The following is a 17945-nucleotide window of genomic DNA, read 5'->3' as shown; positions in this document are numbered from 1 at the left end:
AGTTCTTTATGTCGCTAGGGGGTCAATTGTGCATGTCGCCCGACATGGCATAACCTACGCAAACGTGTACATCGTCGAACAGTGCTGCATGAGGACGGCAAACGGCGCGATCGGACGGAAACCCTCACGGTTCTTGATCCGATTTAGCCGCTCGCGGGTTGCCTTTGAGAAGGGCGCCGCGAGACTTGATCGGTTGCCGAGTGCACGGGGCCCGATTTCGCAATTGCCTTGTATCCAACCAATCACCTTCTCACCCAGCAACGCTGAGGCAAGTTGGCGACACCGACCACGTCATCAGAGAAGGGGATCTGCACATTAACTTCTCCGTTGGAGTGAACGTCACAGGTCATAGCGCAAGAGGCATGCCATACCGGATGCGCCGTTCGTTCTCAATGCTTAGTAACTTCTGGGTGCCAGGCGGTTATAGCAGTGGCGCCACTTTTGCCGGGGATCCCCTGCAAATAACCGGGAGGAAATTATTCGTCTAATGGCGTGGAGGACTGGAGGTGGAAGCCTCAAAAAGCCGCCGCCCCCGACGAGGTTGAACGATTGCGAAGTTGGAATGGATCTCCCGCCCCAGCCGCAGCTCGACCCAGCATTGTCATCGACCGACTCTGAATCGGGATCACGATAGTTAGAGAAGATTGAGCTATCACTTGGCTCGGGCGTCATTAACGGGTTCACGGGGGTTTCTGATGACCCAGCATTATTCGTGCCAAAGGGAAGAACCTCTTATAAATGCAACGCGGTTGGTCGAAACCGATATGTCGCATACCTGACATTCGTCGGGCATCGAACGCGTTCTACATCAACAAAACGCCGCCGCTGGAGAAGGTTCTCGCGGCCGTGCTGGACATTGCTTGACTGGAGGAGGAAGTGCATCCCAGCATCTGTTTTCACGGCAGTGGCCGCCGCCTCAACTCGCGAAGGCGACTGGACAGGGATGACAGGTCGCTGACGGGAGAGCGCCGCCGCTTTCCTCCGCGACGTCGACGAAAACATCCTGCTTCTCGCGTTCGGCTCACTTGCCCCGGGAAGTTGCCATGTCACGGCTGATAGCCTGTCGTGGTTTTGCTATTTAACGGCGCTGTTCCAACTGCTTCACATTATCTCTCGACAACTCGCTACTCTGGTCTCCTCTGTGATACTTTCAGTCGCCTTCTCGAGCACGTGAATGTCTGAGCCGGTGTTATCTGAGATCACATCGATCGACGCGAGCCCTGCCAGGCGCGCACATTGTTTGAAAAATGCCTTAGAAAAGGAAAACGAGTTCTTTAGATGCAGCCGATCACCGCGTGATAACCTGACATTGCCGCCCTTGAGGCAAAATGATGAATTCCTTTTTACGATGGCGGTGTGTACTACTTGCATAAATTCATCATCACCTCTGATATCTGCTTCGTATTCAAAGACCTCTGGATCGAAGTTGCCGTCGATAGGTAACTCTGCTTTCATTCTGTAGAAAACATTTAGCTGAAATTCTGGATGCGCTTCATAGTATGACTTTGCAGCATCCCTCCTCAGATCTGAGCCAATTGAGATTGCAACCCAGCACCGCTTAGCGCAGTTCGATATCTTCTTCAGCGCCTGGACGACCACTTCCGCCGGGGGGCATCACTTATGCAAGCAGCAAGATTCCCAAATGTCCGGCCAAACATGACGACAAAAGGCACTTCATCGTCGAGAAAGTAGCGTCGCCCAGAGAATATATCATCTCGTATAAAGTCGATTTTTAACCCGAAAGCTGACAGTGATTCAGCTATGTTCCCAAGGAACTCGTTCGACCGATCGATCAGTAAGCAACGTGAGGTCTCGCCGCGCAAGTCTGTCACAAGGGGAAGCGTCTTTTGTTGGAATGCTCGGACTGTTCCGGGGCCATATTCCAGAACCGACACGCCTTTACGAGATCGCTCGTTTTGGTGATACCATTGCACATAATCTCGCACTCTCCGCTGAAGTTCTTGTGCCAACTTGATCTCAGCTTCCACCATATTGGTGGCTCCAGTGTCGAGTGCATTCCTGATCCTCTGAGTTTCAGCCTTAGCCCATAACAACGCGCCACTCATCGAATTACCGTTTCGATCAACCCCGGTGTGTTTCGCGTATTGTTCAGGACCTAAGTCAGGCGAATATTTTTGCTGAAACAGCTCCAAGCTCGTTTCAAGAAAGCCCACCACTGCTCTCCTCTCGATCCATAGCACTCGTCGAAGTATTCCAGCTAAAATGGCTCACTTATCGTTTAAACGAAGCTGGAACACCTGATGCGCGAAAGCCGCGATCGCTTCGCGGACCCTCGCCAGATAGTGCCGCCGCGCGTGCGAGCACGAGTGCGGCGCGGTCGCCGATGACCGCTGTCTGTTCACCGCCGTCTCTCCATGAACCTGAGAGGCTAAGGGATTGGAAAGAACAATGCTTTGACGTCGATCAAGGACAGACAACCCGCCATATAACGCCTTTTGAAGAGACCGGCGGCCGGGGCGGCGAAATCCTCATGGCAGACGCTGACTGGCGAGAGCTTCCGGCAGGCCGAGGCTCCTCGAGGATGTACTGCTGTCGCAGGCGACAAGCATCCGCAAATCGCCCCGCGAATTCAGCAAACCTGTCCCGTTTTTGCCGGCAACGGAGCACGTCATCGCCCAGGCCCCGCGCTGAACCTCGAAATCGCTGCAGTGAACGCAACAGATCACCGGCGGTGTCACATCATCCCGCGCCATTGGGACGATCGAACCCGGGACCGGGCAGATAACCAATAAGGAGATCGAGAAATGGGAGCCGGCGTTTGATGCCGCGGCAGGTTTCGCGTGGCGCAGGAACATGACCGCGGCAATTGGCGTCCCGCGCCCACGACCTACATTCGTCCGCCAGGGGCTACTCAAAGTCGACGCAAACGTGCTGCACTATAGCATAAATGGACGGCCTACCCTAGGCACGCGGACGGGTCCGCTCGGTAATTGCAGAGGTTCTTCGCCCCAGCTGTGCTGTTCTCCCCGAACGTGGACCTGTCGGCTCCTCGGCAGGACGGTCATTCAAGAACCGACACTCAGGTTTGTCGAGTTGCGACACGGTGATGTTCGGTCCGGGGTATCGCGGCGCTCTTGGGGCAGCCATTGATCATATGCAGAACAGTCTTTCTGAGGCCCTTCGGCTCTTCCTGCGTTGGCACGGCTCTTGCGTCTCTAATTGCGCGCCGCCGGGAGCTGCCGACTGGCAGTCCTGACTGATCTTCTCATTTGAGTTCTTGGAAAGGAGCAACAATGAAGAGCGACATGGCAGCCTATCGCGTGACTGAATTGACACCCGCAGAAGCATCCGTGTCGCCCGAGAGCATAGCCCACACAATCCGCGCATTCTTGTTGGCAAGCGCACGGCCGCGACGTTGGGATGCCGCCGTTGCCGCATCTTGCCGAGCCAGAGGCTTCGCGGATCCTGCTTGCCGCCAGCCCGGCTCAAAGCGGCTTGAGCGCCATGGATCATCAGTGTACGCAGATAGCGATCGCCGCGTTTGCTGATGCCGAACAAGCGGGCTCGCCCTCCACTGGATCGCTGCTTCGGCACCAGGCCAAGCCAGGACGCGAACTGACGGCCGTTCTTGAAGCAGGTTCTATCGCCCACGGCGCCGATCAAGGCTGTTGCCGTCACAGGGCCGATGCCTTCGATCTTCCCAAGCCGTTGGCACTGCTCACTGGCGCCGAAGATTTCCCGTATTCGCCGGTCATAGGTTGCGATGCGTCGATCAAGCTCGGCCAGTTCCGTCTGCAACTCCCTCATGAGCGAGCGAACCATCTCGCTGAGGCCGTCATTGTCGTTGCCGACGATGGAGGCGAGGCCACGCCGCAGCTGCGCGATGTCACGGGCAATGACGATGCCATGCGCGGACAGAAGACCGCGTATTTGATTGACGAGCCTGACCCGGTCGGCGACCAGACGCCGGCGAATGCGATGGACGGCTTGTACCGCCAGCTGGTCGGTTGATTTCCGGGGCACGAAGCGCATCGACGGCCGGCCGACCGCTTCGCAGATGGCTTCCGCATCATTCCGGTCGTTTTTATTCGACTTGACGTATGGCGTCACGAACTGCGGGCTGATCAGCCGCACCTGATGGCCAAGCTCGGTGAGCACGCCAGCCCAATAGTGCGCCCCGTTCGAAGCCTCCATGCCGACGAGACACGTCGGCAAATTGGCGAAGAAGCGGGCCACCGCATCGCGACGCAGCCTCTTTTGCACAACGACTTTCCCGTGGTTGTCGACGCCGTGAACCTCGAAGACATATTTCGCCAAATCCAGACCTATCCGAACGACCTGCATGACATCCTCCTTCATCGCAGTTGACGTTCGAGATTCCACCTCGCCGCGAGGGCGGGGTCCATACCATTGCCCCGACGGGGTATCCATTTGTCGCGCATCTCAAACACTTCGAGTGGGAAACCTGTCTTCCGATCGATAAAAGGGGCTCCTTCAGTGAAGGTCGGCGAGCGGCCGGGCAAAGGTGACGCAAACTGAACGGAGCATGACACAAGCTCACGAAGGTTCGAATCGCTCAAGCATCTTCTTGAGCTGAACGTTCTGCAGATAAAGCTTTCGAGCCAGCTGGGTTCTAAGCAATTTGATTTCCTCGTCGAGTGTTGCGACTTCATGGAAAAACAAATCCCTTGAGGATGAGGGTTGCAAACTTTGATTATGCTTTAAAGCGGCATTCTTCGGAGCTAGATGCGCCCTGGCTTTCTTACTACTTTCTCGTCCCTTTATTGCCGGTTTTCTTCGTGACTTAGTGGCCGCCGTGCTTATTGGCTCCGTCGAATTCGCTTTTGCACCCGCATGATCGGGCTCATGACGCGCAGGCGGTTGCGCCCCTTCAAAATCAATCGGCGGCTTTGCTGCCTCCCCGACATGATCATCGCCTTTCGCCTTGTCCGATGCGACTGACACTTGATCAACTGAGACATCCTCGGCGTGACCAGGTGGGCTGACAGCTTGCGTCGAATTGGTGGGAAGTGTGGACGTGTGCTCCACTTTGCGCTCGACAGCCTCGGGACCGGCGTCATAGCCATCCGAACTGTCTTGCGCTTTCGCCGAGGGTCGCCGAGACGTCAACTTAAGAAGGAATTTCCACGGTGTTTTCATAAGATTAATGGCTTCGATTTTGGGGAGGACATCGGGTTTGTGATGCGGATGTGTGCGGTTAAGCGGGGAGACTAAGAGGATCGGTGTGACAGTGCACGTTCCGATGGTTCCGATAAGATCAGGCCGGCTCCGGTTCCGACGACATGAACAGTGCCTTCACTCGCTGGTCAGATAACGAAATTAAGCAGTTCTGAAAGAATCGAGTCCAGCTGCACCTCGCAGGGCAGCCACATTTTCGCTTTCGCCAAGGGCTAGCATAACCTCGTCACCAGGGCGATCGATTAGCTGATCCCGAAAGCTCCTTTCAATGAGACCGAGCATCCGTTTTCCCCCATCCACGACGTCTCCATGAAGAATAATGCAGTTTGGTGCTATTAAATGCTGAAGATTAGACAACCCGACCGAAACATTGAATGCGTACTCTTCCAGTAAGTCCACGGCCTCTTCAACGCCTTGGTCGGCTAGCATCACCAAACGGCCAGCGTTGAGCGCGTGAGGTTGCGGCAGCCCTATTGCGTCGGCTTTGTCCCTTATCCACTTCAGCGTTGCGAGTGTTTCCCAACATCCGCGTCGTCCACAGTGGCATGCCCGACCATTGAGCTGCACGATCGTATGACCAATTTCGCCACCTGCCCCCGCGGCTCCCCGATGAAGATGTCCGTTTAGGAACAGTGCCCCTCTTAGAGTTTCACCGATGTAAACCACCGCGAAGTTTCTCCGGCCACGCCCTTGTCCAAACCATCGGTCGCCAACAATCAAAGCCCTGGTGTCTTGGTCGACGACGACCGGAACCCCAAACTTTTTGGTCAACTCCGCTCTTATTGGAAATCCGTCGAGATACGGCACAGGGCCGGTGTCTACAATTGAACCGGTTTCCGCATCGATTATTCCTGCAACTGCAACGCCGATCCCCAACATTGGATAGCTACTGGATGTGTTGGTCCTTTCGACACAGCCGCTGACAATCTGGAACACGTCCGAAGCGCTCGTCAGATCTTGCGGCACCTCGGCGACATTCTTGGCATAGATCTCACCCTCCAGCGAAACCAAGCACGTATGCACACGATCATGCATCAAGAGAACCGCGCATATAGGTTTTGCCTCTTTGGAGAACCACAATTTAGTGGCCGGTTTTCCGCCGGCTTGGTTAGGAGGGATCGCTTCTCCCTCTACGAGAATGCGCTGATCAAGCAGAGGTTGAACAATCCCGCCTATGGTTCCTCGACTGACGCCGGTAAAGCGCGCCAGATCCGCTCTGCTAGACGGCCCCATGTCATACAAGGCCTGGAGTAGACGCCCGCGATTTGCGGGCCCTAACGTTCCCGCTGAAATTAGCGATTGAGCCGGCGATGATCGATGACTGTTTTGGCCTTCCTCAACTGATCCTACGGAACCGGTCCTGCCACGATTACCAGGAGTGGTCGCATGTTCGGTTAAGTCTTGTTGCCTTAGTCGTCTTATCAGAAGATCCATCGCGTAATCCCGTTGCGCCAAAAGTTTGTTGCCGGCATGTCAGGTCCTTCGCGAAGACGAAAGACAACTTAGGCAGCTGATCGTTTAGTGGATCGCAATTGGTCGAGAGCAGGGTCGCCTGAATAATGGCTCTGTGCACACCGAGGTCGCTCCACTGCCTTCGGGGCCTGCGGTATTTCGTTCCTGCTCTAGGGCCAGACACACCACTCCAGCTCCTTGACAATTTTCCCGTCATTGGAGAGCCTTGTTAGGTTTCCAGGACCAGATGACGGTTGATCCGGTGCTATCGCACGGACACCAATCCAGGGACGCGCCGCTTGACCGACGAGCGGGGCGGAAAATTGCTGGCAACATCCGCCGCCCACAACTGTGGATACATGGTTCGGTTTCGGTTTCATCGCGGAAGATATCACTGAGTTTTTCACGAGCCGATCACCCCGGGATGTTGTCCCGGCGCCACGGGACGGCAACGCCAAGCGCATTTTTGTACACCTTCATATTTGTTCGGAAACACCCCGGCAGCTTATTGATCATCCGCAGAAAATGCAAAGTATATTACCGAATATATTTTTCCCATTCTGTTGCATTGAGACGAACGTGTTTTATCGTAAATTCTGTCGTCCACAGAATGACTTGCACATCCCTGATTTACCCCGGAGAAATGGATGAATAAACGTGCCAACATTGATACCGACGCCAGCCAAGCCAACTCGGCCTCCCCGGAAATGAAGCTGGCTTTCTTTGGCGGCAATCCTGTGCTTCCCCCTGAGCGCATAACCGCTTGGCCGGCCGCACAGAAGAAGCACTTAGATGCTCTCCGCGGAGTAGTGGAGAGTGGGAAATATCATCGGGTCAACCATCCAATTGTGACTGAGTTGGAGCAAAACCTCTCCATGTGGACCGGGAAGTGGATGGTGCGGGCCGTCGGTAGTGGTACGGCGGCGATCCACGTTGCACTCGACTACTTCAAGAACTGCGGTGATCGCGTGGTGACCGCAGCCCTGAATTGGCCCGGAGCGGTGGGGCCGATCGCGATTTGTGGTTTGCGGCCGGTCTTCGTGGATGTCGATATAGATTTGGCCGGCATCGATCAAAAGGCCGCCGCCGACAAGCTTGCACCGAACGTCGCCGCACTGCTCATCACTCATCTCTTTGGCAATAACATTCTTGTTCCCGACGCAAGATCATCTGCGCGCGGCCAAGGCGTCGCGTTGATTGACGATGTCTGCCAGACAATCGCAGCCGCCAAAGCGATCTTCAACGGAGCGCATCTCGAGAGCGACGCTCTCGCTTTATCGGGAAACGGGGCCAAGCATCTGGGAGCTGGCGAGCTAGGATTCATCCTTACTGAAAACCGCAATCTGATCGAGCATGTCGATCGCGTGTCACTCGCGAGCTCAGCTCGAGACGGTGAGCGCATATTCTCCCCTTGCGCACAGGGATATAATTATCGTCCTAACGTTTTTTCCTCATCTATAGCAAACATGCGAATAACAAATCTGGATGCGCAGCTGGAAAAGCGAAGAAGTAACGGGCAGCTTTTATGGAGCATGCTCAGAGAACTTCCCGGACTACTGCCACTCTTCAATCCGTCGGATCAACATCAGTCAATGCTGAACTTTCCTCTTCGCATCGAACCGAATTCCCTCGGTTTCGACTCGGGTCCCGCGGGAAGGGATTTCGTAGTGAAATTGCTCAAGGCTGAAGGTGTGCCTGTTTGGGTCTGGCTTAGGAAACCTGTGTTCGAATATCTCCCCAACGTCCAGGACAGTTGGAGGGCTGCCGATTTCCCAAACACTATGAAACTTTTGGACACGATGTTCTACATATCCGAGATCGCTCCGCCGAATGATGCCGACGTGATGGAACTTTACGCTGCAGCCTTTCACAAGGTCTGGAAGGCTCTTCCTAGACTGGTTGGAAAAGGCATGCGACAGCCGTCTAGCTTCTGAGTGGGGCCGTATCCTTTCGGTATGGCCGCCCCTGCGTCGGTAAGGAGCGGTGTCGAGAACCTTGGGACCGTAATGCGAGCAGTGCCGGGACGAATGGCCTGAACAGGTAGAGATCGGGTCGGCGGTGTCGCAGGTCTGAGGGCGAGAACCTGAGTATTTCAAAATGCAAGAAGGACACAGACCAGCATGTGTGGAATTGTCGCCTTATTCTCCCACCGCGATCCGATCTCGAATGAAGCACTGCAACGCGCTACGCACAGCCTTCACCACCGTGGCCCTGACGGGTTCGGCCACTGGATATCGCCGGACCGTCGCGTCGCCCTTGGGCACGCTCGGCTAAGCACTGCTACGGACTTCCCTCCAGGGCGCCAAGGCAAGCTCTAGGCGCGAAGAGTACTTCAAGTCGCAATTTGCATCCGTGGTTACTCTACACAGGCGTAGTTGGCCCGCGTCAGAGCCTTAGTCATCAAAGCCGCTTCGCCGTAGGGTGTGTTCACGTACTCTATCTCCTGCCAACCGTTTTTTGTGTACAGGTTTTTTGCGTCCTCGGTTGTCAGGTAAATGCTTTGATAACCGAGACGCCGTGCCTCTTGTTCCAGCCTCCTAATTAACAACAATGCTATTCCTCTATTGCGGTGGAATGGATGGACGTAGAGCGACTTAAGCCACGGAGTCAAATCTAACCTTCCTCGGAAATCGCTTTCCCACAGACTAACCATGCCTGCAGGTTTGCCAGCCTCGATCGCGATCAAAGTTAGGGGAATTGATTGTGTTTGTGCTGCTTCGAAGAACTCACGCTCTGCCTGCGCGAATGAGCCATTCGAATGGCAGCCCCATTGCCCGAAAGCCCAGCTTGCACACACAGGAATAAAATTCGGATATGTTTCCAGATACTCGACTATGATATTGCTACCGCCGTGCATCGCCTACTAGTCCTCTTTTTTGTTCAAAGTGTTACGGCGTCCAAGCTCATAGAGCGGCAAATTAGTCTCCGGGTCGCCGATTAAGAGACATCACAGTGATTGCCGCCTTTGCTGCCGGTCAATGCCCGGAGTGCCCAACAGTTCCCATCGCACTTGGTACACCAGTGGACTGCGTGAGCAACTCCGTACAGTAGAAACTGTTCAACTACAGGTCCCTGAGAATCTCCGGTAAAACTGCCATGTGGTTGAAGGTTCTCGTGGCGCCTGCTTCCAGCAATTTTTCTGCAAGGCCGGAGACACAATGAGAACCACCGACAAAACCTATCACGCGCATCCGGGCTGCCACCGCCGCTTGAACCCCAGCAACGCTGTCTTCAATGACCAGGCAGTTGGCAGCCTGTGTTTTCATGTTCTCCGCTGCGAACAGAAAGAGATCGGGGGCGGGCTTGCCGCGCGGAACCTCGGACGCGCTGAAGACGTGAGGCGCAAAACAGTCGTAAAGATCTGTAATCTGAAGTCCAAATCGCAGCTTTTCCGGATCACTGCTCGATGCCACGCATTTTGCCAGATGGATGGCGTCCAAAGCCTGTTGAATGCCCGCGATGGCTTTGAGTTCGCACGCATATCGCTTGGCGATCTCCGCCATCACACTTTGGTGGTGGTCATTCGACAGGCGCAGGCCCGCCTCGGCTTCGATGATCGAGTAGCTTTGCTGATCGGTCATGCCGATGAAGCGGCTATTATAAGCGTCAGCAGTTATGGCGTACCCTGATTTCGCGAGAGCCTCGACGTGCACCTCGGTGGAGATGATTTCGCTGTCGATGAGAACCCCATCGCAATCGAAAATGAGAAGTTCTGGGAATTCGCAGGCGGGCATGCATTCATTCATTCGTTAAGCTTTCTTTACGGTCCAAGCTATTCGACAGATCTCCCCCAGTCCTCCCGGTCAGCGCGGAAGAGTCGCTTGCAGTTTAGAAGTTGTGCTGCTTGGTCAGGGCCATCGGCACTCACTCTCGCCCAAAGGAAGCCAAGCCGACACGGATATCTGCACGAAATGATTCACGATCTATCGGCCTCTTCGAGTCCGCTGTCTCGCTCGGGTTAAGACTACCGTGCGACGAGCGTGAAGGCCTAGGTTACAATAATCGAGCAACATGCGGAATATATTTGAAAATATAATCCATCGAACTGCGGTCTTATGCCTAGCCGAGCATAGCAATTCCGGCATCTAGTGCCGTCTCAAGCACGGTTGCTCCCACGCCAATTATGTGGAATGTGCGCCCTACAAACTTGTTTCTGGCATCCTGTAGGAGAGTGTCAAAGGACATCGACAAAGGAGAGTGAGGAGATGTGGTTCTGTGAAAAAGTCGCTCAGTGTCGTGGAATTGAGGCACCGAAGACGCGAGGAAAGGCGGACGCAGCCTATGATGCAGTAGTTCAGTTGCTCTACAGCTACGGGCTTGTGCCGGGGCAACAGCTAAGCGACGCCGAGCTGTCAGCCAAACTCAACATTGGGAGAACTCCGGTACGCGAAGCACTTATCCGACTTGCCGCTGAGGGAAAAGTCATATCCATCCCGCACAAGGGCTACTTCACGAGGCCCCTCACCGATCGGGCTATAGCAGACTCGTATGCAGTGGCACGCGAGATCCTAGCCTTCGCACTCGCCCGTGCGGAGCCTCAGGCTCGCTATCAAACGGCACCTTCTGAAGCACTGTCATCGGCCGGACCCGCGCGTCGGGCGGAAGCGATCTTCACCGAAATCGGCCAGAGGGCATCGAATTGTGAGATGTGCAAAATCATCGACAAATTCTGTTTTTGCACACACCCCCTACGCGTGGAAATAACAGCATCTGAGCATTCCCATTCTTTCGGGCGAAGCCTCGCAACTCTGCAGGATGCGATGACCCAACTCGGCAAAGCAACGAGCGTGGTGCAATCCGCATTAATGAGCCATCTTGATTTCGAACGACGCGCTCTAACACATGTTGTGCAGGTTATGAACGGCCGATCGCTGAATGCGTACCTCTACAGCGAGCAGTTCATGAGTGTACAGCGATGACTTCCGCCAGAGCTGTCCCGAAATTCGATGCCCTTGCCAGAGCAGCAGACGTTTAGTCCAACATTGGGTACATGCTTCCGGCGCAGGGTTGTAATTGTGCCTACAAAGCTGCGGCACGCCCGTTAACCCCAAGAAGGGAAAGAGCCAAATGCGGGCTAAATGAGATCCGCCTTCTTAAGGGCATCCTCCATCGAGGCCGCCCCGAGGGAGACAAGCGCTCTGTGGAGGCACAGGTGAATTTCAGCTTCGCTCTTGCCTTCAAGCAAGGCGATTTCTGAGACGGTCCTGCCCAGCGATATCCACAGGAGGCACGATCTTTCAAAGGGCGAGAGCTTCCACGTCGTCATGAACACCTGGCAGAAATTCAGTCTGTGACCTCGTCATCAGAATCAGTTCTCAAGTTTTGCAACGAAAATTCCAAGCTCGGCCACGGAGCGCTATCAGGCCGAAGGTAGCCATAAGTTAGTAGGAAGAACTCCCCAACGGTACGTGTTTCACACGCAACTCCTGATGATGTTGCTGATGACGTCCCGGAACCCCCGGCTCCGAAATGCTGTACCAAAAAAGGGCTGCCGTCGGGACCTATTCGACGGCAGCCAAGGCACCCTGGGAGGGTCGGGAAGCGGTTGTAAGATCGAACGAGCTGCTTGATCTTCCATTCTGATCAATCGCGAATAGCCGTTCCTGTCAGGGGATCGAACCAGTGCAGCTTTTGCAGGTCCACGGTCAGCGGCAGTCGCTGATTGGGTGCGGGCGTCGCTGCTGGTGGGATACGCGCCACCAGTCGGTTGGTGCCCTTGCGTTTGAACTCTTCCGAGTCGTCGGCTTCGCTGGCGTCGACCGGCGGGGACGCGATGTCGAAGAAGACATAGGTGTCAGCGCCGAGCGCCTCGGCGACCGGGATCGGCTCGTTGAACAGCGCCTCGGCTTCGGGGCACACAAGAAACATCTCCGGCCGTATGCCGGCGACGACCTGGCGGCCGGCATAGGCAGACAACGCAGCGCTCGCGGGAACCGGAAAGGAGATGCCGGTCCCCGCGATTGCCGCGCGCAGGCCTGCCCCTTCCGCCTGGAGTTTGGCCAGCACGAAATTCATCGCCGGCGAACCGATAAAGCCGGCGACGAAGATATTCGCCGGCATATCGTAGAGCCGCTGCGGCGTGTCGATCTGCTGCAGGTTGCTTTCCCCGGCATCGCCAACCGGTTTGAGCACCGCGACGCGGTCGCCCATCGTCATCGCCTCGACCTGATCATGGGTGACGTAGAGCGTGGTGACGCCGAGACGCTGGTTCAGGAGCTTAAGCTCAGCCCGCATCTGGACCCTAAGCTTGGCGTCAAGGTTGGAGAGCGGCTCGTCCATCAGAAAGGCCATCGGGTGGCGGACGATCGCGCGGCCCATGGCCACGCGCTGCCGTTGGCCGCCCGACAGTGCGCCCGGCTTGCGCTGCAGATAGCGTGTCAGGTCCAGCATTTCGGCCGCATCGCGCACAAGCCTGTCGATCTTGTCCTTCGGCATTCTGCGCTGCTGTAGGCCGAAGGCCATGTTTTCGTAGACGCTCATATGCGGATAGAGCGCATAGTTCTGGAACACCATTGCGATGTCCCGATCCTGCGGCTCGGTGTTGCCGACATCCTGATCGTCCATGAGCAGCCGGCCGCTGTTCAGCAGTTCGAGCCCGGCAGCCATTCTCAAAAGGGTGGATTTGCCGCAGCCCGACGGCCCGACCAGGACGACGAATTCGCCGTCGGCAACCGTGAAGCTCACATTGGCGACGGCGACGGTCCCGTCCGGATAGGTTTTTCCAATCCCGTCAAAGGTCATGGACGCCATATAAGTTCTACTCCCAGTGTGAAAAGGCGAGGCAAGCCGTCCGTTGGAAGGAATGCCTCGGGAATTGGTCACGACATCAGCCGATGGTCACGGGGTGGCCAGCTTCGACCGACGCCTCAATTGCCGCCAGGACCCTGGTATTAGCGAGGCCGTCATTGGCGTCGGCAAGCAAGGGCACATCGCGCACCACGCTATCGACGAAGCGGGCGATGGACTCCTGCACGAAGCCGCCGATCCGGGTTGTGCCGGTGGGCGTTACGCCGATGTAATCGTTGTATCTCAGGCCGCCTTCAATGACACGGCGAAGGCCGCCGTTATGGGTTGGATCCGCCTGGATCTGGCCCTTCTCGCCGACGAACTCGATCTTGAAATCGACAATAGAGGGGTTGTCGCGCGAGAGGATCCAGCTGTTCTCCATGGTCACGACCGTACCCTTTGAAAACTCCAGGATCGAGGCGTGGAAGTCTTTTGTATCGACGCCGCCGGCTGACAAGATGCCTGAACGGGCAACAGCGTAGACGCGGGTAACCTCGTCTGCGAGGATGAAGCGCAGGACGTCGACGAGATGACTGCCCAGGAACCAGAGCGCTGAAGACTTCGCAGCCCAACTCAGCATCTGGAACGGCACGAACGTCGTGTTCGAAAGCCGCGCGGTGCCATGCTTTGCTAAGCCGATCTGACCGTCCTGGATCATGTCGCGGACCTGCGCCAGGATCGGGTTCACGCGGTTGTGGAAGTCGATCATCAGCTTGCCCTTGGACTTCGCGGCCGCCTCGGCGATCTCCTCGGCTTCCCTGACGGTCGTCGCCAGCGGCTTTTCGCTCAAGACATGCTTGTCGGCCTTCAGCGCCGCCAGGATGATCGGCGTGTGGGTGAAGTCCGGCGTCGCCACCGACACGGCGTCGATGCGGTCGCTGGCGATCAGTTTGTGGTAGTCGGTGAAAGCCTCAGCCGCGATGAAATTCTCCTTCATCTTGAGCGCCCTGCCCTCATCGAGGTCGCAGACGCCGACGAGTTCGGTTTCCGGCAGGACGTTGAAGGTGTGGGCGTGGTTGTTGCCCCAAAGACCGGCGCCGATGACGCCCATGCGAAGTTTGCTCATTCAATTCTACTCCATTCAAAAGGGGGCGATCAGCCTTTCACCGAACCGAAGGTGAGGCCTCTGACGACGTAGCGGTCGAACACCAGGAAGATGATCATCGGCGGGATCATCGCGAGCACCGCGGCCGCGGCGATGTAGTTCCAGGTCACGCCGCTGGTGGCGAAATATCCGAGTGTTCCGATCGGAAGCGTGGCGGTGGAGCGCGAGCTCAGCACCAGCGGGAAGGCGGCATTGTTCCAGGCGAAGACGAAGGCGAACATCGATGTGACGATGATGCCGGGGCGAACGATCGGAAGCGTGATCCGCCACATGATCGTATGCCAGCGGGCTCCGTCGACGCGGGCGGCTTCCTCAAGTTCAGCCGGAACTTCGTCGATGAAGCTCTTCATCAGCCAGACCGAAAACGGGATCGTCAGCGTCTGCAGAACCAGCACGATCGAGAAGTAGGAGCCCTGCAGACCGATCCGGTTGATCAGCACGAAATAGGGGATCAGGAAGGCGATCGGCGGCGCCATCAACAGCCCTAGATACCAGAGCATGATGTTCTTCTTTCCGCGCAGCTTGAAGCGCGAGAGCGCGTAGGCCGCCGGTACCGAGAACGGCAGGTTGAGCAGCACGGCGCCAATGGCCACGATGAGAGAGTTCACCAGTTGCGGCGCATTGGTGCCTGGGTCGACGAGAATATGCCTAAAGGCATCGTGTGTCGGCTCGAAGGCGAGCTGCGGCGGCATCACGAACGCCGTTTCGGCCGGACGGATGGCGAGCGCCAGGAACCACAGGATCGGTCCGATGAAGACCGCCAGGAACAGGAGGCCGGCAGCATAGGTAAGCGCAGTGTAGAACGTCGTGCGTCTTGACATATCACCACTCCTCATTGCGGAAGGCGAAGAACACGTAGAGGGCGACGATGATGTTGACGATCAGCACCGTGATCCAAGTCATCGCGCTGACCAGCCCGACATTGAAGTTCACCAGGCCCTGCTCGTAGAGCGAATAGCCGAGCGTGCGCGTCGAAGTCCCCGGTCCGCCGCGGGTCAGTACCAGCACGGTGTCGAAGGTGTTGAAGATCTGCATGAAGCGCAGCATGACAATGATGATCGCGGTGCGCCGGATGAGCGGCAGCTTGATGCGCATCAGGATCGTCCAGGCCGAGGCGCGATCAAGCGTGGCTGCCTCGATGATCTCGTCTGGGACGGCGAGCAGGCTCGCATAGAGAACGATGGCGAAGAAGGGCGTCCACTGCCAGATGTCGACGAACAGGATGGCCGCGAGCGCCGTCGAGGGCGAGCCGAGAATACCCTCCGCTGGAATAGGCAGCGAAAGAGACTGCAGCACCCAGGTCACCAGGCCACCGCCGGGATCATAAAGATAGCGGAAGAGAAAGCCGACGACGATCGGCGCGATCGTTGTCGGCAGGATCAGAAGCGCGCGCACGACATTCATGCCGGGCAGCGCCTTGAGCAAGACGAGCGCAATCGCCAAGCCCAGCCCGAACTCGATCGCGGTGCCGACGACCGAGAGGATCAGCGTATTGGTAAGCGCCGCGCGAAAGTCGAAAGCATTGAGCGCCTGAACATAGTTGTCGAAGCCGACGAAGGCCAAGGGCTGCGGCCCGACCTGCAGGTTCCAGAAATAGAAGCTCGATTTGAGCGCAAAAAGCAGCGGATAGGCGATTAGTGCCAGCAGCATGACGACCGAGGGCGCGATCAACAGGTAGGGCAGGTTTTGCAGGACAAAGCTCTTCCGGGCGGGCGCAAGCGCCTGCGGCGAGGCAACGGTTCCAGAGTGCATGATCGAGGTCCAGTTCTTCTTCACTCGATGCTGCCGGCGCAAGCGTTGCCGCGCCGGCACGAGGAGAACGCTATTACGCCTTGCTTAGCGTGCCGATCAGGGCCTTCGCCCCGTCGAGCGTGTCAGAAAAACTCTCCTTCTGGTAAGGGATCATCAGATTGCCCTTGAGGATGCTTTCAAACAGGCCGTTGGTGCGCTCGAGCGCCGTCTGCGGATCTTCACTGCCGGTCAGCAGCTGGTTCAATGTGAGGCCGAGCACGCTCTCGACGGCCGTGTAGCCCGGAACGGGCGGACGGGTGATCTTGCCGTTGCCCTGCTTCATCATCGCGTATTGGACGTCGAGATAAGGATAGACCGCCCTCACCTCTTCATCCTCGTAGAGCGATGCGCGGGCGAAGTCGGAGAACTGATAGTTGAGGTCCGGCCAGAGCGCCATCTTCTTTTGGGTCGCCTTCGACGTCGCCCATTTGATGAAGGCGTAGCCCGCCGCCTGCCGTTCGGAGCTCGAGGGAACGCCGAGGCTGTAGCCGCCGAGACTGACGGTCTGCGGCAGGCCCTCGGCCTTCGGCAGGGCTGCGGTTGCGTATTTGTCCATGACATCCGACTTCTTGCCGGTCATGTAGCCGGAATTCTTTACCAGGTAGAAATACGGCGTCCACCAGTAGAACATGCCGATATCGCCCTTGGCAAAGCGGGTGCCGGCGTCGAACCAGACATAGTTGATCGCCTCGGGCGGCGAGAGCTTGTAGAGCTGGCGGTAGATCTCGACCGACTTTACCCAGGCCGGCCCAGTCAGTTCTGGCGAGAAATCCCACGGAGCGCCGGGGAAGGATTTGAACCAGTTCGCGCCATGGCTGACCGAAAGCTGAGTGAACATATGGCTGATCGGAGAGGGTTGCGAACCGCAGACCACCGTCGGGAACAGCGGCCTGCCGCCGAACGTCTTGCCTTCGAGCACCTTCAGCGTCTCGAGATATTTCGACCAGGTCCAGTCTTCCGAGCTCTCCGCCGGCGGTGCGGCGATGCCGAACTCGTCGAAGATGTCCTTGCGGTACATGACGCCCTGCGCATAGGCCGCGACCGGCAGCGTGCCGATCTGCCCGCGCCACATGTTCGCGGAATAGAGAACCTCGGGAATGAAATCCGAAAGATCGATGTCGCCGTCCTTGGCAATGAAGTCGTTGAGCGGGACGATCCAGCCATTGTCGAGATACTGGCCGAGCCACATCTGATCGACGGCGATGACATCAGCATCCGACGTCTTGGCGACGAACGCGGAGACGAGTCGGGTCTGCAGGGCATCATAGGAGAGGCTTTCTAGCTCGACCTTGATGCCGGTCTCCTTCTCGTAGTCCGGGATCATTGCTTTCATTGCGAAGAAGAACGGGTCTTCGACCGAGAGAACCCGCACGGCGTCGGCGGCGGCGGCACGTCGTGGCGCCACCAGCGAGCCTGCCCCTGACGCCAGCAGCGCCGCGACGGATGCTGACTTCAGCATGTTCCGGCGCGACATATTTCCGATATCGAATGTCATGAATGCCTCCTCAGTTGTCTGTAAGCCAAGCTCGATCGAGGATGCCAGCTGGCGCCCTGCTCGCTCGAGATTGTTACCCCTCTTCTGCCGTTTGTTGCAGTTTGTTTGTACGTCGCACAAACTTATGGTACTGTCAAGAAGTGTCACAGAGCTTCC

14 protein-coding genes and 2 pseudogenes are annotated in these 17945 nt (G+C 56.9%); 3 read left to right on the top strand and 13 right to left on the bottom strand.

Annotated elements, in window-relative coordinates:
* Positions 1 to 93 precede the first annotated feature (93 nt).
* The 6 genes and pseudogenes from N0Q91_RS01695 to N0Q91_RS01670 all read right to left on the bottom strand — a co-directional run.
* Positions 94 to 276, bottom strand: a pseudogene (locus N0Q91_RS01695) (carbamoyltransferase C-terminal domain-containing protein); the annotation flags it as partial.
* An 825-nt stretch (positions 277 to 1101) separates the two neighbouring features.
* The gene (locus tag N0Q91_RS01690) at positions 1102 to 1599 is read right to left on the bottom strand and encodes an L-histidine N(alpha)-methyltransferase (protein ID WP_275596087.1); all 498 of its coding nucleotides are present in this window, start codon (positions 1597 to 1599) and stop codon (positions 1102 to 1104) included.
* Positions 1581 to 2174 carry a hypothetical protein gene (locus N0Q91_RS01685; protein ID WP_275596086.1) on the bottom strand — a complete coding sequence of 198 codons (594 nt, stop codon included), beginning with the start codon at positions 2172 to 2174 and terminating at the stop codon, positions 1581 to 1583. The genes N0Q91_RS01690 and N0Q91_RS01685 overlap by 19 nt, the downstream gene beginning before the upstream one ends.
* A 1100-nt stretch (positions 2175 to 3274) precedes the next feature.
* Positions 3275 to 4305 (bottom strand): annotated as a pseudogene (locus N0Q91_RS01680) (IS110 family RNA-guided transposase).
* 213 nt (positions 4306 to 4518) lie between these two features.
* A complete protein-coding gene (locus N0Q91_RS01675; RefSeq protein WP_275596085.1) occupies positions 4519 to 5121 on the bottom strand; it encodes a hypothetical protein in 603 nt (200 codons plus the stop codon).
* 180 nt (positions 5122 to 5301) lie between these two features.
* Positions 5302 to 6393 carry an ROK family protein gene (locus tag N0Q91_RS01670; RefSeq protein ID WP_275596084.1) on the bottom strand — a complete coding sequence of 364 codons (1092 nt, stop codon included), beginning with the start codon at positions 6391 to 6393 and terminating at the stop codon, positions 5302 to 5304.
* Between the two features lie 866 nt (positions 6394 to 7259).
* Between N0Q91_RS01670 and N0Q91_RS01665 the strand changes: the two genes are divergently transcribed.
* Both N0Q91_RS01665 and N0Q91_RS31180 read left to right on the top strand, forming a co-directional pair.
* Positions 7260 to 8546 (top strand): DegT/DnrJ/EryC1/StrS family aminotransferase, encoded by a 1287-nt coding sequence (locus N0Q91_RS01665; RefSeq protein ID WP_375341935.1) that lies wholly within the window; start codon positions 7260 to 7262, stop codon positions 8544 to 8546.
* A gap of 186 nt (positions 8547 to 8732) precedes the next feature.
* On the top strand, positions 8733 to 8930 hold the full coding sequence (locus N0Q91_RS31180; protein ID WP_527229454.1) for a hypothetical protein: 198 nt from the start codon (positions 8733 to 8735) through the stop codon (positions 8928 to 8930).
* Positions 8931 to 8968: 38 nt separating this feature from the next.
* On the opposite strand, the gene N0Q91_RS01660 is transcribed toward N0Q91_RS31180, so the two are convergent.
* Entirely contained in the window at positions 8969 to 9469 is a 501-nt protein-coding gene (locus tag N0Q91_RS01660) for a GNAT family N-acetyltransferase (RefSeq protein ID WP_275596083.1), read from the bottom strand.
* A gap of 205 nt (positions 9470 to 9674) precedes the next feature.
* Positions 9675 to 10358, bottom strand: coding sequence for an HAD-IA family hydrolase (locus N0Q91_RS01655; RefSeq protein ID WP_275596082.1), 684 nt, complete (start codon positions 10356 to 10358; stop codon positions 9675 to 9677).
* 459 nt (positions 10359 to 10817) lie between these two features.
* Here N0Q91_RS01655 and N0Q91_RS01650 point away from each other — a divergent pair, with 459 nt between their 5' ends.
* On the top strand, positions 10818 to 11531 hold the full coding sequence (locus N0Q91_RS01650) for a GntR family transcriptional regulator (RefSeq protein ID WP_275596081.1): 714 nt from the start codon (positions 10818 to 10820) through the stop codon (positions 11529 to 11531).
* A 664-nt stretch (positions 11532 to 12195) separates the two neighbouring features.
* On the opposite strand, the gene N0Q91_RS01645 is transcribed toward N0Q91_RS01650, so the two are convergent.
* The 5 genes from N0Q91_RS01645 to N0Q91_RS01625 all read right to left on the bottom strand — a co-directional run bounded on the left by N0Q91_RS01645 (position 12196) and on the right by N0Q91_RS01625 (position 17789).
* A complete protein-coding gene (locus N0Q91_RS01645) occupies positions 12196 to 13362 on the bottom strand; it encodes an ABC transporter ATP-binding protein (RefSeq protein ID WP_275596080.1) in 1167 nt (388 codons plus the stop codon).
* A gap of 76 nt (positions 13363 to 13438) precedes the next feature.
* On the bottom strand, positions 13439 to 14464 hold the full coding sequence (locus tag N0Q91_RS01640) for a Gfo/Idh/MocA family protein (protein WP_275596079.1): 1026 nt from the start codon (positions 14462 to 14464) through the stop codon (positions 13439 to 13441).
* Between the two features lie 29 nt (positions 14465 to 14493).
* The gene (locus tag N0Q91_RS01635; RefSeq protein ID WP_275596078.1) at positions 14494 to 15324 is read right to left on the bottom strand and encodes a carbohydrate ABC transporter permease; all 831 of its coding nucleotides are present in this window, start codon (positions 15322 to 15324) and stop codon (positions 14494 to 14496) included.
* Between the two features lies 1 nt (position 15325).
* Positions 15326 to 16255 carry a carbohydrate ABC transporter permease gene (locus tag N0Q91_RS01630; RefSeq protein WP_275596392.1) on the bottom strand — a complete coding sequence of 310 codons (930 nt, stop codon included), beginning with the start codon at positions 16253 to 16255 and terminating at the stop codon, positions 15326 to 15328.
* Between the two features lie 73 nt (positions 16256 to 16328).
* The gene (locus N0Q91_RS01625; RefSeq protein ID WP_275596077.1) at positions 16329 to 17789 is read right to left on the bottom strand and encodes an ABC transporter substrate-binding protein; all 1461 of its coding nucleotides are present in this window, start codon (positions 17787 to 17789) and stop codon (positions 16329 to 16331) included.
* Positions 17790 to 17945 lie beyond the last annotated feature (156 nt).

The organism is Sinorhizobium prairiense, assembly GCF_029201645.2.
GTDB lineage: Bacteria > Pseudomonadota > Alphaproteobacteria > Rhizobiales > Rhizobiaceae > Sinorhizobium > Sinorhizobium meliloti_A.
The sequence above is the reverse complement of the archived record's forward strand: the minus strand, read 5'-3'. Positions and strand labels throughout refer to the sequence as shown.